This is a genomic window from Mesoplasma chauliocola (genome assembly GCF_002290085.1).
GTDB classification, from domain to species: Bacteria; Bacillota_I; Bacilli_A; order Mycoplasmatales; family Mycoplasmataceae; genus Mesoplasma; species Mesoplasma chauliocola.
In genome coordinates, this window is the sequence record NZ_CP023173.1 from 242,864 (window position 1) to 269,255 (window position 26,392).

A 26,392-nucleotide genomic window follows, 5' to 3' on the forward strand; every position below is an offset into this window, starting at 1 on the left:
AATGAAAAAAGGTATTGTAGCAATTGTAGGAAGACCGAATGTTGGTAAATCTTCATTATTTAATAGAATTATAAGAGAAAAGAAATCTATTGTTGAAGATACGCCTGGTGTTACTAGAGATAGAATATATGGTACAGCAGAGTGACTAACAAGAGAATTTATAGTTATTGATACAGGTGGAATTACACTTGAAGACCAACCTTTTGCAAAAGAAATTAAAGTTCAAGCAGAAATAGCAATGGAAGAAGCAGATGTAATTGTTTTTATTTTAAATCATCAAGAGGGTCTATCAGATGAGGATAAAATGGTTGCAAAAATCCTTTATAAGACAAAAAAACCAATTATTTTGGCAGTTAATAAGTATGATAAAAAAACTTCTGACTTTGATCAATATGAATATATGTCATTAGGTCTTGGTGAACCAATATTGATAAGTGCAACTCATGGTATAGGAACAGGTGATTTACTTGATAGCATCATTCATCAAATGCCTTCTCATGAAGAAATAAGCAAAGACGACAAAACTAGAGTTTCTATTATTGGAAGACCGAATGTTGGTAAATCATCATTAGTTAATTCTTTAATAGGAGAAGATAGAATGATAGTTAGTGATATTCCAGGAACTACTTTGGATGCTGTTGATTCTGTTGTAAAAGTAAACAATATTGAATATACATTGATTGATACAGCTGGAATAAGAAAAAAATCTAAGATTTTTCAGAATGTTGAAAAATATAGTTACTTGAGATCATTATCAACAATTAATGGAAGTGATGTTGTTCTTTTAATGTTAGATGCTTCAGTACCAATTACTGATTTAGATACAAACATTGGTGGTTTGGCTTTTGAAGAAAAAAAACCAATTATTATAATAGCTAATAAATGAGATTTGGTTGAAAATAAAGAAAAAGAAATACTAAAAAAAGAGGAAGAAATAAGAGCATACTTTAAGTATTTAGCTTATGCAAAAATTTTATTTGTTTCAGCACATGATAAAACAAGGATTACAAAAATCTTTACAGCAGTAGAAGAAATTAGAACTGCGCTTGATAAAAAAATTAAAACTTCAGTATTTAATGAGGTATTAAATAAAGCTCAATTAATAAATCCGGCTCCAAATTTTAACGGAGGTAGATTAAAAATTTATTATGGTGCTCAAGTTGAAGCTTACTTACCAACATTTGTATTATTTGTTAATAATCCTGACTATGTTCACTTTTCATATAAAAGATTTTTAGAGAATCAAATAAGACTCCAATTTGGCTTTGAAGGTGTACCAATGTCAATTATTTTCAGAGAAAGGAAATAAAAATCATGAATAAAAAAAACATAACAATAATTGGAACAGGAGCTTATGGAACTGCATTAGCTAATGTTTTAGCAGATAATGATCATGATGTTATTATGTATGGAATTGTTGAACAGCAAGTTGACGATATTAATATTTATCATCAAAATTCAGTATTTTTCGACAATAAAAAAATTAATAAATCAATAAGAGCAACTACGTCAATGTCAGCAGCTTTAGAAAGCGCAGAAATTTTAATCTTGGGTGTTCCTACAGCAGCGATTAAATTTGTTATTGACGATATTATTAAATATGCAAAAAAACCATTAGATATAATAAATACAGCTAAAGGTTTGGATGAAGAAAACTTGGGATTGCTTTCAGAAAAAATTAAAAAATATTTTGTAAATTCAAATGTTATGAAAAGCTATTCAGCATTATATGGACCATCAATTGCTGTTGAGGTTGTAGATCGTCAACCTACAGCAATTATGATTGCATCTGATGAAATGGAAAAAGCAAAAGAACTTTGCGAAATATTTTCAAATGAATATTTTTACATGTATCCAACTACTGATATTGCAGGATGTGAAATTTCAGCTGCCTTGAAAAACTCAATAGCAATTGGGGGTGGGATTCTTAAGGCATATAATGCCGGAGATAATGCTCATGCAACATTGCTAACTTTAGGCTTAAACGAAATGTATGAGTTTGGAAAACAATTTGGTGCTAAATTAGAAACATTCTTAAATTTTGCAGGATTAGGTGATTTAATCCTTACAGCTTCAAGTAAAAAATCAAGAAATTTCAGACTTGGAGAAAAAATTGTTGAACTAAATGATTCCAAAAAAGCTCTAGAATCATTTAATTTAACAGTTGAAGGTGTAGAAACAGCTAGAATAGCACATGAAATAGGACTTAAATATCATATTAGTATGAATTTTTTTGAAATAATATACAATATTTTATATAATAATGTTAAGCCTATTTCACTTTTAAACAATGTCTTTAAAGACGTGAAATTAGTTTAGATAATTAAAGGAGAAAATATGACAAAAAAAGACTTAATCAATGAAATTATTGCTAAAGAAAATGTTTCAAAAGTTGAATGTGAATCAGTAATTAATTCATTATTTGATTTAATAACAGAAGAATTATCATCTGGTAATGAAGTTTCAATCGCAGGATTTGGAAAATTCACTATTAGTGAAAGAGCTGCAAGAGAAGGAATTAATCCAGCAACAAGTGAAAAAATTACTATTGCTGCTTCAAAATCAGCAAAATTCAAAGCAGCTAAACAATTAAAAGAAAAATTAAACTAAAAGTAAGTAAACACTTACTTTTTTTTATTTTTAAATTAAAATAATTAAAGTAAACAAAAGGGAGTGTAAGTATGCTTGTTGAATTATTAGCAAAAGGATTAATATCAAAACATAAATTATTACTAGAGAATTATAAAAAAATTGGAATGAATGAAAATCAAGTAATGCTAGTTTTAATAACTATGCAATTAAGTGATGAAAACAAAAAAATGATTACTCCTTTAAAGTTATCTAAATTTATGAATATATCTATTGACACTATTGAAATAGAATTACAAGATCTTGTTGATAAAAGGCTTGTTAAAATAAAACCAAAGGAAATAGATTTTAGCTTATTATTTTTAAAAATAGTTTTATTAATTGAAAATGAATCAGTTAAAAAGGGAGAAAGTTATTTCATTCAAACAATTGAAAAAGAATTAGGATGAAAATTCACTTTGCCTCAAATTGAAGAAGTGAAAGATCTTTTACATAATGCGATTTCAAGACAACAAGTTTTAGATATCTTATACAAAAATGAAATAAAAAATTATGAAAGTTTTTTAAAAATAGTTGGAAGATATTCAAATAAAATTGAAAAATCATTAAAGTTTAACTGATTAGAAAATTAATTTTTGGAAGATAATTTAATTTAAATTCATTATCTAAATATAATTGATAAGCATTGTCTATGAATCATTCATATGGAATGCTTTTTTTGTTTTTATTTGTTCAATTTAATAAAGTAAAATAATCAATTAAAAAAAATTCTTCATAACTACCAAAGTAAATAATTAGAAAAGCAATTCCTTTGTTTTGAATAACCAGATTCATTTTATTTTTTTGATTTTTCCTTATTAAATGAAAATCAAAATATTCTTTATAAGTTTCTTTTGCCTCAAATTCAAAATATAATCCTTTATATACGCCAATATAATCACAATTCATACTTGAATAAAATTTAGCACTTGTTATTTGATTATTTTTTGTAGAAATAGGAATTATGCTTGTTGGAATTTTTGAAACAAGGCACTCGTTATTATCTAAATATTTCTGATGTGTTATATTAAGTAAAGTTTCAAGAAACATTCCTTGATTTTTTATTGGATTCATTTAATCACCTCATATTATTATTAATGATTTATTATTTATATTACATGATAAAATAAATAATAAATGTGGAGGTGTATAATGAATAAACCAAAAATTTTAGCAGAACAAATTTTGCATCAAAAATTTCCAACTGAATTTCAAGGATACAAAATGGAAAGTGTTAATGATTTTTTAGATGAAGTTATTGAACAAATGAAATGATATGAAGATGAAGTTAAAATTTTAAATAAAACTGTTGAAGAACAGAAAATAAAAATATCAGAGTTAGAAGCTAAAAATATACATAACGAGACTCTACTAGCTGATAAAGGGAATGAAATAAATCAATTAGTAAAATCTCAACTTTCAAATTCAACTTTTGTAAAGCAATCAAATCAAATTGAAGCAATTCAAAAATCAGTTAAAGAAATTAGACAAATGATCGAAAAATTAGAAAATAGATAAAATACTTTTTACTTAGTAGAATATAAGATAAAATAATATAAGAGATTTTAAGGTCAATCGCTGCATTGAAAAATGTAGAGGAAACTCCACGCTTGCACAATCTGAGATGATTGTAGTGATTATGCTAGACGAAAAAATAAGTCTAGGCAATACTTTAGTATTGACGGCATAACAAGCCTAAGGTTTTGGCTATGGTAATGTTATGAAGTGCCACAGAGACGAGTATAGGGAAACCTTGATATGGAACGCGGTAAACCCCATAAGTAAGAAACTTAAATTTTGGTAAAGGAACTCAGCGAGCAGAAATGAATGCAAACTGGGAGGAATTAATTCCTAGATAGATGATTGACGCCGTAAGGTACAAAACGTGGGTTATAATTAAAATCTCGTATTTTTTAATAGTTTGTGGTGAATTATGGAAACAATGCAAAAATTAATAAATTATTTAAAACTGAATAATAAAACTATTTCAACTTGTGAATCATTTACAGGTGGAATGTTTGCAAATGAAATAACTAATATTTCGGGAGCAAGCGAAGTTTTTGTTGGTTCATTTATTAGTTATCAAAATTCATTTAAACAAAATATTGTTGGTGTTGATGAACGAATTATTAAAAAATACGGAGTAGTTTCAGAAGAATGTGCAATTGAAATGGCACAAAAAACATTAAAACAAACAAGAACAGACTTTACAATTAGTTTTACAGGTAACGCAGGACCGAATGCTTTAGAAGAAAAAGAAATAGGATTAGCTTATATTTGTATTTGTTCAAAAAACGCATATAAAACTGTAAAAATAAATACTACAAAATTAACTAGAATTGAATTTAAAAAAAACGGTTTAAAAGAGGCTTTAAATCTATTTTTTGATTTTGTAAATTAATTTTTAAAATTACCTTAATAATTCATAGGAGGTAGTAAATACATGGAACCGATAAAAAATACGAAAGGAGTTGCTGCTAATATGAATAATAAAAATGATGTATGAAAAAGTGAAGCTCTTGCAGAAGCCTTAAAAACAATTGAGAAAAACTATGGTAAAGAAGCACTAATTGTTTATAATGATCAAGAAAATTTAAATCATGATGTTATTTCATCAGGTTCATTTCTGATTGATCACGCTATTGGGATTGGTGGTTATCCAAAAGGAAGGATAATAGAAATCTTTGGCCCTGAATCATCAGGTAAAACAACACTTGCCTTGCATGCAATTGCAGAGGCACAAAAAAGCAGTGGAATAGCAGCTTTTATTGATGCTGAACACTCACTTGACTTAAACTATGCTAAAAAACTAGGCGTAGATATTAATAATTTATTAGTAAGTCAACCTTCATGTGGAGAAGAAGCTTTAGATATACTTGAAACATTAGTTAAATCAAATTCAATTAGTATTGTTGTTATAGATTCAGTAGCAGCCTTAGTTCCTAAAACAGAATTAGAAGGTGAAATGTCTGATCAATCAATTGGACTCCAAGCTAGAATGATGTCAAAAGCTTTAAGGAAATTAAATGGAGCGATTTCTAAATCAAAGACAACTGTAATTTTTATTAATCAATTAAGAGAAAAAATAGGTGTTATGTTTGGTAATCCAGAAACAACAACAGGTGGAAGAGCACTTAAGTTTTTCTCAACTATAAGAATAGAAGTAAGAAAAGGCGAGTCTATTATTGATAATGGCGTAACAATAGCAAATAAAGTTAAAGTTAAAGTTGTTAAAAATAAAGTTGCTCCCCCTTTTAAACAGGCTCTAATAACTATTGCATATGACAAAGGAATTGAGAGAATTACTGAAATAATAGAATTAGCAACACTGTATAATGTTTTAGAAAAATCTGGAGTTTGATACTCATATAAGAAAGAAAAAATAGGGCAAGGTAAATCTGCTGTTAAAGAATGAATGCTAAATAATATTGATAAATCAATTGAATTAGAAAAAGAACTTCAAGAGTTTATAAAAAATTCTTAAATTTAATGTAAAATTACATTGTATAAATTAAATATGAAAACTTGTATATTTCTTCATATTGGGAAGAAGTCTCTACATGGCACCAATGCCAATCTATGAGTTTAAGCTTAAAAAGCTTGTGGTTTTCGCATGAGTTTTTTAGGCTTTTTTTATTTAAACAGTTTATACATACTAATTTTATTTCTATAAAAGAAAATAACATATTAGTATGCATTAAATAAAACTTTCCGCCAATTGTTTTATTAACTATCAAATCAAATGCTTGCTTTATATTAATAATTAAACTTATAAATTACTTGAAAGTTTGATCCTTTATATAGGAATAAAATGTAAAATGAACCTTTTCAGGTTCTTTTTATTTTTTATGTAACTAGTTTAAAGTATAATTAAAATGTGCTTTGTAAGCACACAATTTATATAAGGAGATTATATGGGGACTATTATAGGGCTTGTAATTATTTCAGTAGCCTTTATAATAGCACTAACTTCATTACTTTATATATTATTTTCCAGATCTCAAAAAGTCTTAAATGCTAAAAAGATCAAGGAAGCTAAACTTGAAAGAAAAAAAATTCTCTCAGAAACATATAGAGAAATAAATGAACAAAAAAAGTCATTTGAAGAAAATCTTAAATTTGAAAAGAATAAATTGGAAATAGCTAAACAAAATATTGAAAATGAAAATAAATTGTTAGCTAAGGAAAGAGCAATTATTCAAAAACAACAAGAATCTTTAGATATCAAAAATACCGATTTAGATAAAAGAATAAATGACTTCTCAATAAAAAGAGAAGAATTAATTGAAAGATTAGAAGTCATTAGTAATATGACAAGTTTTCAAGCTAAAGAAGAACTTATGAAAAATGTTGAGTCAAAAATTCAATATGAAATAGTAAGCCAAATTAAACAAGCAGAAAATTTAGCTCATTCAAGATCAAAAGAAATTTCAAATAATATAATTTTGTCGGCAATGGAAAGATTTACAACTGATATTGTTAATGAAAAAACAACTAATTTAGTTAAATTACCAAACGATGAAATTAAAGGTTGAATTATTGGAAAAGATGGAAGAAATTTAAAAACATTTGAACAATTAGCAGGAGTTGAAATCATCATTGATGATACACCTGAGGTTGTGACAATTTCTTCATTTAATCCAATAAGAAGAGAAATAGCTACTAAAACATTAGAAAAGTTATTAATTGACAAAAGAATTCAACCAATTAAAATTGAAAAAGAATTAAAAAATCAACAGATTTTAATAGACGAAACTATTCTTGAAACAGGATATGAAGTTATGGATGAATTAAATATTCATGACATGGATAAAGAGTTAGTAAGACTAGTAGGTAAATTAAAGTATAGAACAAGTTATGGTCAAAATGTTTTATTACATTCAATTGAGGTTGCAAAGATTGCTTCAGCAATTGCAGCAGAACTTGGTTTAAATTCTAAGCTAGCTCTGCGCGCAGGTTTACTACATGATATAGGTAAAGCAATTGATTTTGAAAAAACGGGAAGTCACGTATTTCTAGGTGTAGAAGCAGCTAGAAAATATGGAGAAGAAGAAATTATAATTAATTCAATTGAAGCACACCATGAGGATGTGCCAAAAGAAAGTGAAATTGCAATTATAGTTGCAATCGCTGATACAATAAGCGCATCAAAACCAGGAGCAAGAAATAATTCAATTGAAGATTTTATTGTTAGAATGAAAGAAATTGAAAAAATTGGTAATAGTATTCCAGGTATTGCTAAAACTTATGCATTTCAAGCAGGTAGACAAATCAGAGTAATTGTTGATCCTGTTACAACAGATGACAAAGATTTAGTTGGAATATTAGAGAAACTTAAAAATGACTTAAAAAATAGTGTTATTATTCCAGGTGAAATAACAATCACAGCAATTCGCGAAAAACGTGAGATATTAGTATTTAACTAAAAAAGGTTTTTAAACCTTTTTTTATTTTGGAAAAGATTTAGAATTATTTAAAAGAAGAGGTATATTATGAAGTTTGCAACAATAGGGACAGGATGAATAGTAGAAGAGTTTTTAGAAGCAACAAGACAATTTCAAGATTTAGAATATGCATTATGTTATAGCCGTTCAGAAGAAACAGCAATTAATTTTTTAAATAAAAATAATTACAACAAAACAATAATTACAACAAATTTTTACGACTTAATTAATTCAGAGTGTGATTTTATATATATTGCATCACCAAATGGTTTACATTACGAGCAAGCTAAAGAATTGCTTATTAATAATAAAAATATATTACTTGAAAAACCTGCTACATTTAAAGTAAGCGAAATTAAAGAATTAAAAGACATAGCAAATAAAAGTAAAGTTATTTTAATGGAAGCAACTAAATGCGTTCACGTTTCAGAACTGCAAATAATTGAAGATTTTATTAAAAACAACGAAGTTAATTCAGCTGTTTTTAACTTGAATCAATATTCAAGTAGAATGAAAGATGTTAAACAGGGTATATACAAATCAGTTTTTGATTTTGAATTAGGAAAAGGTTCTTCATTTGATTTAAACATGTATCCTGTTGAATTAGCAATTAAATTATTTGGAAATGTTAAGGAAATTAAAGCTTTTAATAAAAGGCTAAAAAATGGCGTAGCAATAGCAAATCACTCAATTCTTTTACATGAAAACGGAATACTAACTTCAATCACCTGTTCAAAAAATAATTTTCAATCAATCAATTCACAAATATTCGCTGAAGACAAAAACATTGAAATAAAAGGGATAACTCAAATTGACGAATTTGTAATAAATAATTCAGTTTTAAGATTAGCCCCTTTAAAAATAACAAGAGAAAAACCTAACTCTATGTGATATGAAATTAATGATTTTATGGAAATAATTAGAAACAGTGACTTTATTAAAATGAATTACTGACTTGATTTAAGCATTGAAACAATAAGAGTTTTAGAGATTATAGAAAACAATAATTAATATAATTCAAATAATCTAATAATATACTTTATAATTATTAATATGAATAAAGAAATAATACTAAATATACTTAAAGAAAATAATGATAAATTATCGATTAATACTCTAGCTTCAAAGCTAAGATTTTTTGATTTACAAGAACTTGAAAATATTTTAAAAACAATAGCTGAAGAGAATTTAATCGCTTTTACTATTGAAAAAAACATTTACTTGTTAGGAGAAAATTTTAAACTAGGTAGTTTAAGAATGAATCCAAAAGGTTTTGGATTCGTTAATGACGTTCAAAACCCTGAAGAAGAAGCATACTTTGTACCTCCAATCAGTTTAAACGGATGCTTTGATAGTGACGAAGTTATTTTTAAAGTTCTTAAAGAAGAAGAAAGAACAAAAGCAGAAATCATTGAATTAAATTTAAGAGTTAAAGAATTTTTAATTGGTGAAATTGTCAAAAGCAATGATGGAAGGTTTTTAGATTTTATTCCAAGTGATCAAGCTTTTACAGGCTTTAGAACAAGAATTTTAAATAAAAAAGAATTTCCAATTGAAGAGTACCAAATAGTTAAAGCAAAAATAATTTCAATTAAAGATAGAATAATGTTTGTTAGATTAAAAAAAGTAATTGGAGATGCTAGAAAAGCAAGCGACAGAATTTTATCAATTGCAGAAGAATTTGAAATTAGAACTGAATTTGAAAAAACAACTTTAAAAGAAGCAGAAAAAGTTAATATCCCTGTTGATAAAGAAATTGATGAAATTAGTAAAAGAATGAAAAATTCTTTACTTAATAAAATGGTTGTAACTATTGATGGGATAGATTCTAAAGATTTAGATGATGCAATTTGTGTGGAAAAATTAGAAAATAACCAATTTAAACTATATGTCGCAATTGCTGATGTTAGTCATTATGTTAAACCAAAAACACCTTTAGATAATGAAGCTTTAACAAGAGGAAACTCAACATACTTAGCGAACAGAGTATTACCAATGCTTCCAAAAATTTTAAGTGATGATTTATGTTCGTTAAATCCAAATACTAAAAAATTTGCATTAGCTTGTGAAATGCATTTTGACGAAAATGGAAGAATGCTAAGTAAAAAAGTTTACGAGACTGTTATGATTTCTAAAGTAAGACTTAACTATAATGAAGTTAACAAATACATTGCAAATAAAACTTGAAATCATTGTGATGAATCAAGAAAAATGATTGATCAGGCTATTGAATTATTTAAATTAATTGAACAAGTTAAGATTAAACGTGGAACAATTACTTTTGATGTTCGTGAACCAAAAGTAATAATGGATGAAAATAGTAATGTTATTGAAATTAAGGCAAGACAAACTGGGGAATCAGAGAAAATGATTGAGCAATTTATGGTTAGTGCAAATGAAGCAGTGGCTGAAATTGTTAATCAAATGGAATTACCTTTTATTTATAGAAATCATGACAAACCAGACGAAGAAGATTTGATTACTTGATATCAATCACTTAAATCATTTGGTATAGATCCAAAATTAACTCCTGCTGAAATGTTAGATCCGCTTAATATTAATAAAACTTTGAAGCGTATATCAGAGCAAACTAAAGATCCAATTGAGGAAGAACTATTAAATTTATCTTTACTAAGATATATGGCAAAAGCTAAATATGAATTAGAAAATATCGGACACTTTGGATTATCAAGTCCTTGTTATACTCATTTTACTTCACCAATTAGAAGATATAGTGATTTAATGGTTCACAGATTTTTAAAACAGTATGTAATAAATAAAAATTACGATGAAAAAGCTTTAGAAATTAATGAAGCATTTGTTAAAAAAGCGTCAGTTATTATTAATGAAACAGAAACAACAAGTGTTGATTGTGAGCGTGAAGTTGTTAAAGCATGTACGGTTGAATTTATGAGTGACAAAATAGGCAACATCTATGAAGGAACAATATCTGTTGCGCTTAAGTTTGGAATTTTTGTTCAACTTAATAATATGGTTGAGGGGTTGGTTCACATTTCAAATCTCGAGCCAAATATTGTTTATGATGAAACAAATAAAATTTTAATCAAGCATGATAATACATTTTATCGAATGGGACAAAAAGTTAAAATAAAAGTAATTAGTGCTGACATTAGAAAAAGGAAAATTGACTTTATTTTAGTTAAGTAAAAGTAAGGAGGTTCTTGTTATGGGTGAACATGTTATTGCATTAAACAAAAAAGCCAGATTTAATTATGAAATACTTGAAACTTGAGAAGCAGGAATCGAATTGTATGGCCCTGAAATTAAATCAATTAGAAATCATGAAGCAAATATTAGTGAAGCATTTATAATTATTAGAAAGCAAGAAGCTTTTTTAATTAATTCGAATATTAAAAAATATGATTATGCAAATTTTGTAAAAGGAATAGACCCTTTAAGAACTAGAAAACTGTTATTGCATAAAAAGGAAATTAATAAAATTCTAAAACGCGTAATGTTAGAAAAATTAACAATAGTACCTTTAAAACTTTATTTAAAAGGAAATTATGCAAAACTTGAAATTGGACTTGGTCGCGGTAAGAAATTACATGATAAGAGAGAAACAATAAAGCAAAGAGATACTGAAAGGAAGGAAATGCGAAAATATAAATACTAGGAGCAACAATATGGACAGAAAAATTATAATTGGACTTACAGTTTTGCTAATTGGATTAGCAATAGCAATAATATTTGCGGTTATTGCTTTTTTGAGTAAAAAATCAATCAAAAAACATGATGATTTTAATACCGAAAAAAAACGCATCGGAATGTGAGATTTCACAAAACAAAATTTACCTTTATTTATTTCTCTTTTTGGACTTATAATATCTTTAACAGGAATAGTTTTATTAATTAATTAAAAAGGAGTCAATATGGAAAATTCAACTAATACATTACCTTCTTGAGGAATTGCTATTTTAATAGTTGTTTTTTTTATTGCTTTAATAATTGGTTGCTGAGGTTTTTTATCTAGTTTTAAATTAAAAAGAAAACAAGAAATAAACTTTTCTATGATAGTTTGAAATAAATTATTTAAAGATAAAAAAGCAATAAAAGTTAATTATGATTTTGAAATTAATCATGGTATTTTTGCTTTAACCTTTTCAAAGGTAGATAAAAAAGATTTCTTTTTGCCAATTTATATTTTTAAAACAGAAAATTTTAAAAAAGATTCAAGAGAATTAATAAGTAAGATTATAGAAAATGATTTTCCTGCTATTAACCAGTATATGAATGAAAATAGCAAAACTCTAAATGAGTTATTCTTTGTTTTTTTAGAAAAAGAAGCAACATTAGACAAGCTTAATGAGTGAATTGAAAAGACAAATAGCAAAAGTAGAGGATTTAACACTTAAAATGGCTTTATTTGGAGATTTTTCCCAAATAATGCCTTTTATTTTAATAATTTAAGATTAAAATATTTAAGAGGTGTAAAAATGAGCACAGATAAATTATTAGGCTTGATTATAATGATAATTGGAATAATACTTATGGTGATTTTTGGTGTATTAGCTTTTTGGGTTAAGAATAGATCAAAGATGCACGATGAATTTTACAGAGTTAATAAAGAAAGCCAAACAATTTGGGAATTTACTAAAAAGAATTTCCCAATATTTATGGCACTATTTGGTTTTGTAATGGCGTTCTCAGGCTTAATGATGTTGCTTTAATTTATACTACTCATAAAATTAATATTAAGAAAGGGAAAGAAATGAAAAGTTTTTCTTCTATAGAATGAAAAAGTGGCGCAAAAAACTCTTGAGCAATGTTTAAAAAAGGTTGCTCAAATATTATGCCGACACTTTCAAAATTAAGTAAAGCTTTCTTATTACCTATCGCATTACTTCCAATCGCGGGAGTCTTCTTAGGGGTAGGAGCAGCTATATCTTCAAACTCTGATGCAGGAACATTTGGTTACTTCTTTGGTACATTACTAAATAAAATGGGTGATGTATGTTTTGGAAACTTACCTATTTTATTTTGTATTTCAGTTGCCCTTGCGTATACTAAAGACTCAGGAATTGCAGCAATTACAGCTGTTGTAGGATTCTTAGTTATGAATGGAATGCAAGCAGCTTTATTACATACACAAGTAATGGATGCTTCAAATGTTTGAGCTCAAATTAATGTTGCAGGATCAGGGGAAGGAACAACTCAAACACTTTGAGTTAGTTTCAACGAACTTGCATCAATTGCAAGATTTGGAGATGTTATTCAATATGTTTATACAACATCAGATTTATCAACTACACAAAGTTTAGAAGGTGTTAGTTATCAAGTTGTTAATGCTTCAAGAGAATTAATTGATGGAGCAGGGTTAGTTTACTACTCATTATTATGAATTAACAAAATTCCAAATGGATTAATCACTTCAAATGTTGGTATTAATTCATTGAACACAGGTGTATTTGCAGGTATTTTCGTTGGTGCTATTGCAGCTAAATGTTACAATAAATTTCATCAAACTCAATTACCTTCAGCTATTAGTTTCTTTAGTGGAACAAAATTAGTTCCAATTGTAACTTTCGTAGCTGTTATACCTTTATCATTAATTTTTATGTTTATTTGACCATATATTGGTATGGGATTAGCAGCATTTGGTCAAGCATCTGGTAATTTACCTGGTGGAATTGATTCATTCATCTATGAAGTTGCTGAACGTTCATTAGTTCCATTTGGACTACACCACGTATTCTATGCACCATTGTGATGAACAAATGCTGGTGGATCAATTGCAGAAGCTTTTAACACAGCAAATGAAGCACAACAAAATGCATTTGTTGAAATTTGAATGAAAAATCATGATGCAGTAGCATTAGGATTGCCAGCAATGCCTAAATTTGATGATATTAGAAACTTAATAGCATCAAGACCTGATTTATGAACATCAATGGGTGATCAAACAATGGCTTATAAAGTTATTGCTAATACAGATATTTTAAACTTTACTGATTTAGAAGCTCTAAATTTGAATATTGGTAGATTCCAATCAGGTAAATTTGGATTTATGTTATTAGGATTACCAATGGCTGGATTGGCTATGTGATTAAATGTACCTAAAGAAAACAGAAAAGAAGTTATGGGGATTTATTTCTCAGCAGCCTTTACTTGTTTCTTAACAGGAATTACAGAACCAATTGAATATACATTCTTATTCTTAGCACCATGATTATTCTATGGTGTACATATGCCATTAGCTGCATTGTCATTCTTATTTGCGGGATTATTTAAAACTCACGTATCAATGACTGTATCTGGAGGATTTATCGATTACATCGTATTCGGAGTAATTCCATTCTTTGGATCAAAAGCAATGACAGCTAAATCAGTATTTGCAATTTTAGGGGTTGCCGTAATTATGGCACCAGCATACTTCTTCTCATTCTACTTTGCAGTAAAATATGGAAAAGTTATGGTGCCAGGGCGTGATGGAAGTGCTAATGCTCAATTAGCAACAAAAGCTGACTATAAAGCATCAAAAGGATTAAACGTTGATGGAAGCAAAATTGAAGGTTCTACTTCAAAAGTATCTGCGAAAGATGCAGTTGAAGAAGCTAGAATTCAAAAAGCTACAAAAATCATTGAATTCTTAGGTGGAGAAGGTAACATTGTTGACGTTGATGCATGTGCTAGTCGATTACGCCTAACAGTTAAAGACGGTTCTTTAGTTGACAAAGATGGAATTATTTCTTTAGGAGGAGCAACAGGTGCTCTTGTTAGAGGAACAAACGTACAAGTTGTTTATGGTGGAGAACAAGAAGCTATTAAACCTCGTATGATTAAAATCTTAGATGAACAAAGAAAATCTAAAAAATAATTTATGAAAAGAGACTTAGTCTCTTTTTTTATTTTTTAAGAATATAATATTTAAAAGTAGAGGATAGAATAAATGAGTTGAAAAAATGTTAACTTAAAAATTAATGAATTTATTGATAATAGACTTTTTAATGGAGCAATAATTAAAATAACAAAAGATAATGAAGAAATATATTTTAATAACTTTGGTTATGCAAATATTGAAGAAAAGAAAATTTTAAAAAAAGATAACATTTTTGCATTATACTCAATGTCAAAACCAATAACTGTTGTTGCTTGTTTGCTTTTAATGCAAAGAAATTTACTAACGCTAGAAGATCCTTTAAATAAATATTTTCCTAATTTTAATTCAAATATAAAAATAAAACATTTATTAAATATGACTTCAGGCTTAACTTATTTTTGAAATAATTCAGATAGTGGTAAACAAACTAAAGCTGCTTTTGACGAAGTCGTGGAACAAAATATAACGCTTAAAGAATTTTGCGAAAAAATAAGTTTAGCACCAATTATTTCAGAACCTGGCAAGGAGTGACATTATGGCGTTTCATTAGATATTCTTGGCGGAGTTATTGAAAAAATAACAAATGAAAAATTTAGTAAGTTTTTACAAGAAAATATTTTTGATCCTTTAGAAATGAATGACACTGCTTTTTACATTAAAGATTTAAATAGAAAAACACCAGTTTATGAATTTACAAAAACAATTGATGGAAACAAACTAGCAATAAATGAAGATTTTCATTTTCTAATGCCATTTTCTAATGAAGAACCTAATGCTTGCCTTGGCGGATCTGGTTTATTTTCAACTGCAAATGACTATGCAAAATTTTTAAATTTTTTAATTGATGGAAAAATTGGGGAAATTCAATTTTTAGATTTTGATTTATTAGAACAAATGAGAACAGACCACTTAATCAACAATAAAGAAACATTTAAATGAAGTTTTAATAAAGATTATTCATATGGTTATGGTGTTAGAGTAAGATTGAAAAATGAGTTATTTCCTTTAACAGAAATTGGTGAGTTTGGCTGAGATGGTGCTCTTGGAAGTGCTGGTTTAGTTGATATAAAAAATAAAATAACAATGACATTTTTATCATCAAGTTATCCAGGAAATAATAAAATCGTACAAACTGAGCTATTTGATGCAGTTTACAAGGACCTAAGAGGATTAAAAATAATAAAATAAAAACCTAGTTGCTAAATAACTAGGTTGTTTTTTTCTTAATAATGGTGGAGATGGTGGGAATCGAACCCACGTCCAAAATACCAAATCATATAACTTCTACAGTTTAGATAATTTTCTAATTTGCCATAATAATTAAAATTATCAAAAGACTATCACGACATTCGTAATTTATTTTCAAAACTATTTATTACGATCATAGATTCTATTGGAATAGGTATACACAATAATTAATAGATTCCAAGACTACTAAAAATTGTCAAACGTTTATAACTTAATAGTTTAAAGCAAAATTACGCAAAAGCGTAGTTTGCTTGTCCAGCGTTCATCATGAATGCTGGAACTTCGTTTGTGTTTTCTTCGTTTTTGTTTGCATTTTATCAAACCTAGAAGTATTATGGTTTACCAAACCACTGCTATTATATGACCAGAGTATCCTGTCGAAACCAGGACATCCCCATAAATTTATTATACAATATAAAAAAGAAGTTTAGGAGAGGATTTATATGTTAAAACTAGAGCACATCGAGGAAATGTTAGAGACGGCATTAGAGGAAAAAGATGTTAAGAAAATAAGAAGTATATCTAAGGAAACTCAATTTGTTGATTTTGCAGAAGCGATGGAGCAGTTTGAAAGTAAAGTAGTTTTAAAAATATTCAGATTACTAGAAATTGAAGAGGCAGCTGAAATTTTTACTTACTTAGATTCAGAACACCAAGAATATATTATTGAAGCATTTACAAATACAGAAATTAAAGAAATTTTAGATGAGCTTTATACAGATGATATTATTGATTTAATTGATGAAATGCCAAGCGAAGTTGTTAAAAAAATTCTTAAAGCAACAACTAAAGATGTTAGAAAAGAATTAAATAGTATTCTTAAATATGAAGAGCATACAGCTGGAGCAATAATGAGTATTAACTTTACAGAATTAAAATCTGATAATACTGTTGAGATGGCTATTAAGGCAATTCAACGTCGTCATGACGAATATGATGAAATTGATGATCTATTCATTATTGATGATCAAAATAAATTATTAGGTTGAATTGAGTTAAAACAATTAATAATTAATGATCCAAAAACTGAACTTGGAAAAATCATGAATACTAAAATTGTTAATGTTAATGTTGAAATGGATCAAGAAGTAGTTGCTAACTATTTCAAACGTTATGATATAAATACTTTACCAGTAGTAAATAAAACACAACAATTAGTTGGAATAATTACTGTTGATGACGTTATTGATGTATTAGTTGAAGAATCAACAGAAGATATTCAAAACTTTGCAGGCATAGATGCTGATGATGTTGAGTCAGATTACTTTGAAACTGGTTTAATTAAAATGTATAAATCAAGAGTTACATGATTGTCTATTTTATTAGTTATAGGAATAATAACTCATGTAATAATGATGCTGTTATTTAGTAAAATTCCTGGATTAGAAGAAATAGGGAATGCTCAATCAGTTATTATGATGATACCTATTTTAATAGTTGTTGCTGGTGTTTCTGGAAATATTGCAAATCAATCATCATTAATGATGATTAGATCATTAGCACTTAATCAAATTCATAAAAAAGAAATTAAGACTATTTTTGGCAAAGAATTTGTTGTCGGATTAATGTTAGGGATTACTTTAGCAATCATAAATATAATTCGTTTATTAATTATTTACGCTATTAAAGATAATGGAACAATTAGTTTAACATCATGAATGATAATTTTATTTTCAACAATAGGCATTTTAATTGTTGTTATGCTTGCCAACTTATTAGGTCTGGTATTGCCATTAGTATTAAAAAAAATAAAAAAAGATCCTACAATTGCTTCATCACCTTTAATAACTAGTTTAGTTGATATTATGTGTGTATTAATATTTATAGGATTTACATTAATTATAGTTTAGGAGAAAACATGAGATTAAGAAATAAACCTTGAGTAAAGGAATATTTAGAAAATAATAGAGTTTATTTAATAGAGTGAAATAAAGAAGAAAAACTTAACTTATCTGATCTATTTAAAAATAAAAACAATCCCGTTCATTTAGAAATTGGTTGTGGTAAGGGTAACTTTGTTACTAAACATGCTTTAAGAAAAAAAGATGTTAATTTCATTGGAATGGAAAAAGAAACTACAGTTGTGGGTGTTGCTTTGAAAAAAACCTTAAACGAATTTCAACAAAAAAATGTAGTTAATGATAATTTAAAATATTTTAATGACTATGCTGAAGATTTAAGTGATATCTTTGTTAAAGAATCAATTGATAAAATTTATTTAAATTTTTCAGATCCTTGACCAAAAGCAAGACATGTTAAAAAAAGATTGACGCATAAATCATTTTTAGATATTTATGCAAACATTATTAAATCAAACGGAATTTTGGAATTCAAAACAGATAATGATGGATTATTTGCTTTTTCACTAGAACAAATACTAGAAAATGAAAACTGAGAAATAGTTTATCAAACAACTGACTTGTATAAAGATGCTAGTGCTCTAAAAGATAATATTCCAACAGAGTATGAAACTAAGTTTCATAACTTGGGTAAAAACATTAATAAACTTATTATTAAAAAAACTTTTTAAAAAACTTGGAGAAATCCAAGTTTTTTTATTAATAATTATGTGAGGTGATATTATGCTCAAAATAATATTTATAATTATTAGTTGTTTTACTAGTTTAAATATTAGAACAAATGTAAAAAAAGATTTAGTAACAGATATTCAAAATGAAAAGGCAAATTATGAGAATCCTTTTGAAGATTATGCACTAGAAATTCAAAATGAACAAAATGTTATTAAACAGGGCCATTTATTAAGTAGTAATTTTGATTATGCGTTTAAACTAAATTTAAAATTATTTAATAAATATTCATTAAATAATTTTAGCTTTTGCTTTGATTTTGAAATGTCTCAAACTTTTATTGATAAAAATAATAATAAGATAAATGAAAAAAATAATGTAAGCTTCAATTTTGTAGAATTAAATACTCAAAAAGATTTTTTAAGAGAACATTTGTTTAATGAACTTAATTCTAATGAAACCGTCAATTTTGCTACATCAATTACTACAGAACTAGAAAAGGACCAAGATTATCAATTAGCAGTTTTAATTTCAAATACACAATCTAAGAATACAAAACTAAAAGATAAAAAATATTTTAAATTTAGAAGTTTTGAATTTACGAAATTAAGAATAACTTTAATCCCTAAAATTAATTTTGAAATTTTAGAAAGACAAAAACTTTATATAGAATATAATCCAACAAATAAAACTATTTTAGTAGAAGATTTAAATAATAAATTGAAAAAGGAAGTTGATAATTTATTAGAAAACATCAATATTTCAAAAAACAGCTTTTACTACTTTTTTAATGATTTAAAAATTAATAATCAAAATATTAATAATCTTTCATCAATAAATAGTGAACTCACTTATGGTTTAAAACTTAAATTTGCTAAATCTGATGTGATTGAGAAAGATACTTTTTTGAAAAAATTATATATCCCTTATATTAATGTTTGTTTTACACAAAGTTTTAATATTGAAGACATAGGCTTAAAAAGTAATATTTATTTAAATGAAAGTTTAGTAGTATCAAAAGAATTGTTAATTAATGAATTTGGGGTATATTCTTTTATGTTTAATTCAATTCTTAAGTTGAATCAAATGGATAATGAATTATATTGAAAGATTAGTGTAAATAATAATTATAATTCACAAGTATTTGGTGAAATAATAGTCAAAATTATAAAAACAACAAATAATTGGACTGAAGAAGAAAAAGAAGAGGTTAACAAGGAAAAACCTGATCCAGTTGAACCTGAAGTTGATGAAGGAGAAGAAGTAACAAAATTAAAAAGCGAAAAAAAATCATATTTAAAATCAATTATTCTTTTTTGTTGTAGTATGCTTCTATTTTCATCAATTTTATTACCCGAATTATTTAAAAAACTAAAAAAGTGCTTTTGAAAAAATGATAAAATATAAAAAGAAAACAGGAGAGCGAAATGAGATATAAAATTCAGTCACTAACTGATATAGGTAGAGTAAGAAAATCAAATCAAGATTACTTAGGGTATATTGAAAACAACGAAGGTTGTCTTTTTGCTATAGTTTGTGATGGAATGGGTGGACATGCTCATGGAGAGTTAGCTTCAAAGTTAGCAGTTGAAGCTTTTCTTAAAATGTTTGAAAGAGAAACATTTTTAAATAAAACAGATAATGAAATTAATAACTGGATAAGAAAATCAATTAAGGATATAGTCCAACAAATGAAAGACCATGTTGAAGTTTTTTATGAAACACATGATATGGGAACAACTTTAACAGCCGTTTTATTTATAGGAAAAAGAGCTTTTGTTGTAAACGTTGGTGATTCAAGAACATATAGAATGAAAAATGGACAACTTAGTCAAATAACTGTTGATCAAAACTTATGAAATGACAAAGAAAATGGCGAAAGTAAAAAAGAAGAAATGAAAAATATATTAGGTCATAGATTTAATGAAATGACATATTGAAAAGTTTTAACAAGTGCTTTGGGACCTAATAAAAATACAAAAATTGATACATATCTTTTAAAAGACAATAAAGGTACTTTTGTTTTAACAACTGATGGTGTTCATGACTACATAGACTCTGAAACATTTACTGAAATATTGAATTCTAAAAAAAGATTAAAATCAAAAGCAAAAGAAATAATAGAATTTTCTATGAATAATTTTTCAACAGACAATTTATCATTGATAATTGTTGAAATGATGGGGGAATAAGCATGTCAGAAATCAATAAAAAATACTCAAGAATAACTGATGTTCCGAAAGATGCTTTTGCTAATCAAAGAATTAATAATAACTATTTATTAATTAATGAAATTGGTAGAGGGACATTTGGTCTTGTTTATAAAGCAAAAGATTTAAGTAACCCTCTCTCAGCAAAAGAGAATTTTTTTGCTATTAAAATGATGATTGTTCCCAATGTAAAAAGTGAAAATGATAAATTACGTGAGCAAGAAATGCGTGATGAAATTAAAAAATACTCAACTCAAATATTCAACCCAAGAGTTGTTAAAATTCAAGATTATTTACAGTGAGAGAATTATTTATTAATTGTTATGGAGTATGTTGATGGGCAGTCTTTACAAAAGATGCTTTGAGAAAAAGACGGAATGTTAACTTTTGAAGAAATTATTTATTATTTCAGCGAAATTGCATATGGTTTGCAAGGTGTTCATGACATGAACATGGTTCATCGGGATATTAAACCAGGAAATATTTTGCTAACTAAGGAAAGACAAATAAAAATAACTGACTTTGGTATTTCACATGTTAAAGGCTTAGTTTATGATGGTGGTAATATTCAAAAAACAAAAAAACCTTCTTCACCAGGAACACCAAGATATGCTTCACCGGAAGAATATATAAAATCTGGATCAGCCAGTGACGATAAAAATTCATTTCAATCTGATATTTATTCATTGGGTGTAATGCTTTATGAAGCAACAACAGGTAGTGAAATTATTAAAATAAATAATCCAAAGTTATTTAGACCAACAGAAGACGCTGACAGAAAAAAAAGAGAAGCTTTTTTATTAGATCAAACACTTGTCGCTGAATTTCTTGCTCCTTCGTTATTAAACCCCACAATAAACAAGGATCTTGAATTAATAATAATGAAGTGCCTTGAAAGAAATTTAGCTAATAGATACAGAACTGCAAATGAAGTTGCGGAAGATTTAAAAAAAGTTGGTCGAGGAGAAAAAGTTAACATTAAAAAAACAAAGAATGAACCTTATAAAACTGAAAGCATTAAAAAATTAGAAAATGATAATAAAAAGTTTGAAAAATTTAATAAGAAATTTATAAATAAAATAGTTGTTCCTGTAATAATTGGGATTTTCGTAATTGCTATTTTATTGTTATTTGTTTTATTATGATAGGAGTGTTTCATGAGAGGTAAGATTGTACAAATAGATAGTAATGTAAGTTATGTTCTCACTGAAGAAGGGCAAATTTATGAAGTTTTTATCAAAGGTAATATTAAAAAGGATACGAAACCATTAGTTGGTGACAATGTAGAATTTGAATTAATTGACAATTTAAAGGGAAATATTATTAGTATTGAAGAAAGAACTAATGAAATATACAGACCTAAAATTTCTAACGTAGATCAGGTTATAATAGTAACTTCATTATATGAACCATTATTTGCTTCTTACATTTTAAATAAATACATTTTTATGATTGAAGCTAAAAAAATAAAACCTATCTTATTATTTACAAAAGTGGAATTATTAAATAAAACAAAAGTTTACGATGAAATAATGAAAAAGATCACATTTTATAAAGAATTTGGGTTTGATGTAGTTATTTTAGATAACATTAAAAATGTTACTTATAAAACTGAAATTAGTGACTTAAGAAATAAATTGGAAGATAAAGTCTCTTATTTTACTGGCCAAACAGGAGCTGGTAAATCAACGACTTTAAATAACTATTTAAAAGATCATCAAATTAGAACAAATGAAATATCATTGAAACTAAATAGAGGAAAACATACAACAACTAATGTGAAAATTTATAATTTACCAAAAAATATTCTTATAGCAGATACGCCAGGTTTTTCAAGTTTTGAACTTGTTCATTTAAAAATTGAAGATATACTTAGAAGTTCATCAATATTATCTAAATTTAGTGAAAACTGTAAGTTTGCTGATTGTAATCATATTCACGAAAGTAAATGTGGAATTAAAGAAGCAGTTGCTCAAAACAAAATACCTGATTTCATCTATGAAGATTATAAAAAGGTTTATGATGAAATAAGCAGCAGGAAGGAAAAATACTAATGAAAGACATAATTATAGCACCAAGTGTTTTATCAGCTAATTTTGCTGATTTAAAGACCGAATTAAAGCGATGTAATGAGTCAAATATTAAATGAATACATTATGATGTAATGGATCATGATTTTGTTCCTAATTTGACTTTTGGATCAAAGATTTTAAAAGACATTGTTAGCTCATCAAATTTCAACATTGATATTCACTTTATGGTAAAAGTTAAAACACCTGTATTTGAAGACTTTTTTGAGGAATACATTAAGTGCAAACCTAAAATGATGACAATGCATATTGAAACAATGAGCAATGAAGAAATTCAAAAGTTTTATAATCTATGTATAAAAAATAATATAATGTTTAGCGTTGCTGTTTCTCCTAAAACCGAAATTCAAATTTTAGATAATTGACTTGATAAACTTGATAATGTTTTAGTTATGAGTGTGGAACCTGGTTTTGGTGGACAAACATTTATTTCAGAGGTTTTGGAAAAAGTGAAATACTTAGCAAAAAATAAAAAAGATAATAAATTTAAATACATTATTGAAATTGATGGTGGAATTAATGACCAAACAAGTAAGCAAGCGATTGATGCTGGTGTCGAAATGATGGTTGCAGGAAGCTATTTATTTGAAAGTGATAATTTCAAAGAGAAAGTAGAGTCACTTAAAAATGCTTAAAAATATAATTATAGTAACTTCAAAATCTAATATTGACTTATCAATTTTTAATAATGAAAATAATTACATAATTGGTGTTGAAAGAGGCTGTTTAGATTTAATTGAAAAGAATATTAAAATAGATTTGGCAATTTCAGATTTCGATCAAGTTTTAGATAAGGAATTAGAATTAATTAAAAGTAAAGCAATTAAATTTTCAAAAATGTCTTCAGAAAAGGATTATTTGGATGGTGAAATTGCTATACTTGAAGCAAAGAAAATCTCTGATTTAGCAAATATTATTTTTATTGCAAATGCAACAAAAAGATATGATATGAATTTATCAATTATAAATATGATTTTTAAATACGAAAATCTTAAATTTATTAATGACTCAAGTGTCATATTTAAAATTAATTCAGGAATTACAGAATTAGAATTTTCAGATTTTAAAGTTTATACATATATAAGTTTATTTTCTAAGGTAGAAGCAACTTTATCATTAAAAGGGCTTAAATATGAATGCAAAAATTTAAAACTTTTGCCTTTAGAAAATACATGTATTTCAAACGCATTAGTTTTAAACAAAAACCCAATAATAGAGACATCAGAACAATTAGTTTTAATTGCAACTAGATAAAAAGAAAAGAAAGAAAATTAGTTTTCTTTCTTTTCTTGTAATTTAACTCTTTTTTCAGCTGCTTTCAAATTTAATTTTGCTTTCTTAAATCTTGTTTTTGCATTTTTAACTTTCATTTTAAAAGCAGGTTTTTCAAATTCAACTTTATTGCTTTTTAATTCTTTTTTTCTTTGTTCTAATTCTAGCTTAGCGACATTAACCTCAGCTTTGGCTAGCTTAAGCTCGCTTAAAGATCTTTCATGTATTTCTTTTGAATTAAAAAAGCTTGTATAGTCAATAGTCATTTCTTCTGAAGAATGCGTATTATCTTTAGAATCATATATTCTTGCAATTAATTTAAACTCTCTAGCTAAATTTTTTGCTTCTGTTATTGCTTCATCTTTTAATTTAAATGAACCTAATTCATCTTGCGTAACAACAACTTCTTTTTCAGTTTTAACTATTTTTCATGGCATAATTGTTCACCTATCTACTTTTAATATTATATTAAAACAAACTATTAAAAACAATTAATAAAAATAAAAGGACCTTAAAGGTCCTAATAAACTTTAAATGGTGCCTCCTATCGGGGTCGAACCGATACGAGTTTCCTCGTCAGATTTTGAGTCTGATGCGTCTGCCAATTCCGCCAAGGAGGCATATAACAATTATAATACTTTTTTTGGTAAAATATGTAATAGAAGAGGTATTATGAAAAAACAAACTAATAAAATTTTAATTTTGAATATATTAAATATCACTATAACTTTAATTTTTAGTGCACTTATAACAATTTCTTCAATAGTTATTTCAACAAGCTTAAAACAATCGATTGTATTAGTATTATTAGCACTGCCCGTTTTAGCATTTTTATCAATCGTAATTTTCTATTTGATATCTTATAAAAAGAAAAAAATAGGAATAACAAATCTTTTAATTTTTATGTGCTCTTTAAATATTTTTTCTTTATTACTTAGCTTTAAAATAACTTCTGAAATGGAAGTATTAGATATCATTGAAACAAATGAAGAAGAAAATGAGAAAACAAATTTAATGCCTGAATGAGAAAAACAAATTGAACAAGAAAAAATAGTAAAAAAACTTTCAAAGTACAATCTTGAAAATAAAAAGCATACTAAAAAAGATTTAGTTAAGATAGAAGAAGAAAAGCAAAGAGAAGTTTACAAAAGTTATTCAAAATATGTTTATAAAAAAATAATTGTTAAGTATAAAGAAGAAAAAAATACATTTAAACTTATTACTTTGACAAGTGAAGCAATTCAAAGGTATGAATACCTTCAAACTTATTTAAAACAAACAAAATTATTAAATGAGTTTGGAAAGTTTAATTTAAACAGGAATCAAATTGCTGAAATTATAAATTCAGCAGATCTAAATCAAGTTATAACAACTTTTAAAGAAAATAGGAAAAATTTTTAATATAAAAAAATACATGCGATTGCATGTATTTATTTTATTAAGCTACAACAACGTTTTGTTTTTTTAAAGTTCTTAAAGTTCTAGCTGAAACTTTGATAGTAAATACATTACCGTTTTCGTCCATAACTTTAACTTTTTGTAAGTTTAAATTTCATTTTCTTTTTGTTGCATTTAAAGCGTGTGATCTTGAATTTCCAGATAACGCACCTTTACCAGTTAACATATCTTTTCTTGCCATCTCATTTCACCTCTGTCTATAGTTAAGATTAATAACACTAAAAAAATAATACTAAAAATATCAAAGTAAAGCAATATATATAAAGAAAGTTTTGCTTTTTTACACAACTTTTATATAATATTGTTAAAATAATATAAGTGAAAGTAAGGTGATTTTGTGAACACAATTGATAAATCTGTCATTAAAGTAATTAAAGATGCAATAGTAACTGTGCCAGGAGTTGTTTCATTTTCTAACTTTAATGCTGATTCTTTAGAAGAACTAGCAACTAGTGATATTAATAATGCTATTGAGTTTACAAACACAGACAATATAACTCGTTTTAGAATACATGTTATAATCTTATCTGGTGTTAACATTAAAGATGTTATTAAAGAGATACAAATTAGAGTAAAATATGAATTAGAAAAAATCTCAAAATTTACCATGAAATATATGGTTGATGTTGTGGTTGATGATTTAGCTTAAAAGTAAGCATAGGTGAAGGAAAAG

The 26,392-nt window shown here is 26.5% G+C and carries 29 protein-coding genes, 1 tRNA gene, 2 other RNA genes and 1 riboswitch; of the genes, 27 read left to right on the forward strand and 5 right to left on the reverse strand.

Annotated elements, in window-relative coordinates; all coding sequences use genetic code 4:
• Position 1 precedes the first annotated feature (1 nt).
• The 4 genes from der (at position 2) to CK556_RS01125 (ending at position 3,221) form a co-directional block, all read left to right on the forward strand.
• Positions 2 to 1,309, forward strand: a complete 1,308-nt coding sequence (gene der / locus CK556_RS01110) for a ribosome biogenesis GTPase Der (RefSeq protein WP_027875244.1) — start codon at positions 2 to 4, stop codon at positions 1,307 to 1,309.
• Positions 1,310 to 1,314: 5 nt separating this feature from the next.
• Positions 1,315 to 2,319: an NAD(P)H-dependent glycerol-3-phosphate dehydrogenase gene (locus tag CK556_RS01115; RefSeq protein ID WP_027875245.1), complete on the forward strand. Its 1,005-nt coding sequence runs from the start codon at positions 1,315 to 1,317 to the stop codon at positions 2,317 to 2,319.
• A gap of 18 nt (positions 2,320 to 2,337) precedes the next feature.
• Complete coding sequence (locus CK556_RS01120; protein ID WP_027875246.1) at positions 2,338 to 2,610, forward strand: HU family DNA-binding protein; 273 nt, start codon at positions 2,338 to 2,340, stop codon at positions 2,608 to 2,610.
• A 71-nt stretch (positions 2,611 to 2,681) separates the two neighbouring features.
• The gene (locus CK556_RS01125; protein ID WP_027875247.1) at positions 2,682 to 3,221 is read left to right on the forward strand and encodes a DnaD family protein; all 540 of its coding nucleotides are present in this window, start codon (positions 2,682 to 2,684) and stop codon (positions 3,219 to 3,221) included.
• Here the strand turns inward: CK556_RS01125 and CK556_RS01130 are convergent.
• Positions 3,202 to 3,702 carry a Holliday junction resolvase RecU gene (locus CK556_RS01130; RefSeq protein ID WP_027875248.1) on the reverse strand — a complete coding sequence of 167 codons (501 nt, stop codon included), beginning with the start codon at positions 3,700 to 3,702 and terminating at the stop codon, positions 3,202 to 3,204. The two genes, CK556_RS01125 and CK556_RS01130, sit on opposite strands and share 20 nt — an antisense overlap.
• Before the next feature lie 78 nt (positions 3,703 to 3,780).
• On the opposite strand from CK556_RS01130, the gene CK556_RS01135 reads away from it, so the two are divergent.
• The 13 genes from CK556_RS01135 to CK556_RS01195 all read left to right on the forward strand — a co-directional run bounded on the left by CK556_RS01135 (position 3,781) and on the right by CK556_RS01195 (position 16,101).
• Entirely contained in the window at positions 3,781 to 4,146 is a 366-nt protein-coding gene (locus CK556_RS01135) for a DivIVA domain-containing protein (protein ID WP_027875249.1), read from the forward strand.
• A 45-nt stretch (positions 4,147 to 4,191) separates the two neighbouring features.
• Positions 4,192 to 4,526, forward strand: an RNA gene (rnpB, locus tag CK556_RS01140) — RNase P RNA component class B.
• Positions 4,527 to 4,561: 35 nt separating this feature from the next.
• Positions 4,562 to 5,029 (forward strand): CinA family protein, encoded by a 468-nt coding sequence (locus CK556_RS01145; RefSeq protein WP_027875250.1) that lies wholly within the window; start codon positions 4,562 to 4,564, stop codon positions 5,027 to 5,029.
• A gap of 42 nt (positions 5,030 to 5,071) precedes the next feature.
• Positions 5,072 to 6,112, forward strand: coding sequence for a recombinase RecA (gene recA / locus CK556_RS01150; RefSeq protein WP_051412729.1), 1,041 nt, complete (start codon positions 5,072 to 5,074; stop codon positions 6,110 to 6,112).
• A 21-nt stretch (positions 6,113 to 6,133) separates the two neighbouring features.
• Positions 6,134 to 6,228: riboswitch (purine riboswitch) on the forward strand.
• A gap of 314 nt (positions 6,229 to 6,542) precedes the next feature.
• Positions 6,543 to 8,054 (forward strand): ribonuclease Y, encoded by a 1,512-nt coding sequence (rny, locus tag CK556_RS01155; protein ID WP_027875252.1) that lies wholly within the window; start codon positions 6,543 to 6,545, stop codon positions 8,052 to 8,054.
• A 66-nt stretch (positions 8,055 to 8,120) separates the two neighbouring features.
• Positions 8,121 to 9,083 carry a Gfo/Idh/MocA family protein gene (locus CK556_RS01160; protein ID WP_051412730.1) on the forward strand — a complete coding sequence of 321 codons (963 nt, stop codon included), beginning with the start codon at positions 8,121 to 8,123 and terminating at the stop codon, positions 9,081 to 9,083.
• Between the two features lie 42 nt (positions 9,084 to 9,125).
• Positions 9,126 to 11,240: a ribonuclease R gene (rnr, locus tag CK556_RS01165; protein ID WP_027875254.1), complete on the forward strand. Its 2,115-nt coding sequence runs from the start codon at positions 9,126 to 9,128 to the stop codon at positions 11,238 to 11,240.
• A gap of 19 nt (positions 11,241 to 11,259) precedes the next feature.
• Positions 11,260 to 11,709, forward strand: coding sequence for an SsrA-binding protein SmpB (smpB, locus tag CK556_RS01170; RefSeq protein ID WP_027875255.1), 450 nt, complete (start codon positions 11,260 to 11,262; stop codon positions 11,707 to 11,709).
• A 10-nt stretch (positions 11,710 to 11,719) separates the two neighbouring features.
• Positions 11,720 to 11,953 (forward strand): hypothetical protein, encoded by a 234-nt coding sequence (locus CK556_RS01175; protein WP_027875256.1) that lies wholly within the window; start codon positions 11,720 to 11,722, stop codon positions 11,951 to 11,953.
• 12 nt (positions 11,954 to 11,965) lie between these two features.
• The gene (locus CK556_RS01180) at positions 11,966 to 12,448 is read left to right on the forward strand and encodes a hypothetical protein (RefSeq protein ID WP_027875257.1); all 483 of its coding nucleotides are present in this window, start codon (positions 11,966 to 11,968) and stop codon (positions 12,446 to 12,448) included.
• Between the two features lie 81 nt (positions 12,449 to 12,529).
• Positions 12,530 to 12,763 carry a hypothetical protein gene (locus CK556_RS01185; RefSeq protein ID WP_027875258.1) on the forward strand — a complete coding sequence of 78 codons (234 nt, stop codon included), beginning with the start codon at positions 12,530 to 12,532 and terminating at the stop codon, positions 12,761 to 12,763.
• 41 nt (positions 12,764 to 12,804) lie between these two features.
• Positions 12,805 to 14,910, forward strand: a complete 2,106-nt coding sequence (locus tag CK556_RS01190; RefSeq protein ID WP_027875259.1) for a PTS transporter subunit EIIC — start codon at positions 12,805 to 12,807, stop codon at positions 14,908 to 14,910.
• A gap of 72 nt (positions 14,911 to 14,982) precedes the next feature.
• A complete protein-coding gene (locus tag CK556_RS01195) occupies positions 14,983 to 16,101 on the forward strand; it encodes a serine hydrolase domain-containing protein (protein ID WP_027875260.1) in 1,119 nt (372 codons plus the stop codon).
• Positions 16,102 to 16,143: 42 nt separating this feature from the next.
• On the opposite strand, the gene ssrA is transcribed toward CK556_RS01195, so the two are convergent.
• Positions 16,144 to 16,557: a transfer-messenger RNA gene (gene ssrA / locus CK556_RS01200) on the reverse strand.
• Between the two features lie 47 nt (positions 16,558 to 16,604).
• On the opposite strand from ssrA, the gene mgtE reads away from it, so the two are divergent.
• From mgtE to CK556_RS01240, 8 genes are read left to right on the forward strand one after another with little or no spacing between them, the layout of a single operon-like run.
• Positions 16,605 to 18,011 (forward strand): magnesium transporter, encoded by a 1,407-nt coding sequence (gene mgtE, locus CK556_RS01205; protein WP_027875261.1) that lies wholly within the window; start codon positions 16,605 to 16,607, stop codon positions 18,009 to 18,011.
• A gap of 8 nt (positions 18,012 to 18,019) precedes the next feature.
• Positions 18,020 to 18,691, forward strand: coding sequence for a tRNA (guanosine(46)-N7)-methyltransferase TrmB (gene trmB, locus CK556_RS01210; protein ID WP_027875262.1), 672 nt, complete (start codon positions 18,020 to 18,022; stop codon positions 18,689 to 18,691).
• Positions 18,692 to 18,743: 52 nt separating this feature from the next.
• Entirely contained in the window at positions 18,744 to 20,096 is a 1,353-nt protein-coding gene (locus tag CK556_RS01215) for a hypothetical protein (RefSeq protein WP_156923120.1), read from the forward strand.
• Between the two features lie 20 nt (positions 20,097 to 20,116).
• Positions 20,117 to 20,881, forward strand: a complete 765-nt coding sequence (locus CK556_RS01220) for a PP2C family protein-serine/threonine phosphatase (protein WP_027875264.1) — start codon at positions 20,117 to 20,119, stop codon at positions 20,879 to 20,881.
• 2 nt (positions 20,882 to 20,883) lie between these two features.
• The gene (locus CK556_RS01225; RefSeq protein WP_036246493.1) at positions 20,884 to 22,047 is read left to right on the forward strand and encodes a serine/threonine-protein kinase; all 1,164 of its coding nucleotides are present in this window, start codon (positions 20,884 to 20,886) and stop codon (positions 22,045 to 22,047) included.
• A 9-nt stretch (positions 22,048 to 22,056) separates the two neighbouring features.
• A complete protein-coding gene (rsgA, locus tag CK556_RS01230; RefSeq protein WP_027875265.1) occupies positions 22,057 to 22,953 on the forward strand; it encodes a ribosome small subunit-dependent GTPase A in 897 nt (298 codons plus the stop codon).
• Positions 22,953 to 23,624, forward strand: coding sequence for a ribulose-phosphate 3-epimerase (rpe, locus tag CK556_RS01235; RefSeq protein ID WP_027875266.1), 672 nt, complete (start codon positions 22,953 to 22,955; stop codon positions 23,622 to 23,624). Before rsgA ends, rpe begins: the two co-directional genes overlap by 1 nt.
• Positions 23,617 to 24,243: a thiamine diphosphokinase gene (locus CK556_RS01240; protein ID WP_027875267.1), complete on the forward strand. Its 627-nt coding sequence runs from the start codon at positions 23,617 to 23,619 to the stop codon at positions 24,241 to 24,243. The genes rpe and CK556_RS01240 overlap by 8 nt, the downstream gene beginning before the upstream one ends.
• A 17-nt stretch (positions 24,244 to 24,260) precedes the next feature.
• Here CK556_RS01240 and CK556_RS01245 read toward each other — a convergent pair whose 3' ends face one another.
• Both CK556_RS01245 and CK556_RS01250 read right to left on the reverse strand, forming a co-directional pair.
• A complete protein-coding gene (locus CK556_RS01245; RefSeq protein WP_027875268.1) occupies positions 24,261 to 24,698 on the reverse strand; it encodes a hypothetical protein in 438 nt (145 codons plus the stop codon).
• A 98-nt stretch (positions 24,699 to 24,796) separates the two neighbouring features.
• Positions 24,797 to 24,881: transfer RNA gene (locus CK556_RS01250), tRNA-Leu, on the reverse strand.
• Between the two features lie 52 nt (positions 24,882 to 24,933).
• Between CK556_RS01250 and CK556_RS01255 the strand changes: the two genes are divergently transcribed.
• A complete protein-coding gene (locus CK556_RS01255; RefSeq protein ID WP_027875269.1) occupies positions 24,934 to 25,662 on the forward strand; it encodes a hypothetical protein in 729 nt (242 codons plus the stop codon).
• A gap of 37 nt (positions 25,663 to 25,699) precedes the next feature.
• Here CK556_RS01255 and rpmB read toward each other — a convergent pair whose 3' ends face one another.
• A complete protein-coding gene (gene rpmB, locus CK556_RS01260) occupies positions 25,700 to 25,900 on the reverse strand; it encodes a 50S ribosomal protein L28 (protein ID WP_027875270.1) in 201 nt (66 codons plus the stop codon).
• 156 nt (positions 25,901 to 26,056) lie between these two features.
• Here rpmB and CK556_RS01265 point away from each other — a divergent pair, with 156 nt between their 5' ends.
• Positions 26,057 to 26,368 carry an Asp23/Gls24 family envelope stress response protein gene (locus tag CK556_RS01265; protein ID WP_027875271.1) on the forward strand — a complete coding sequence of 104 codons (312 nt, stop codon included), beginning with the start codon at positions 26,057 to 26,059 and terminating at the stop codon, positions 26,366 to 26,368.
• The last annotated feature ends 24 nt before the right edge of the window (positions 26,369 to 26,392 follow it).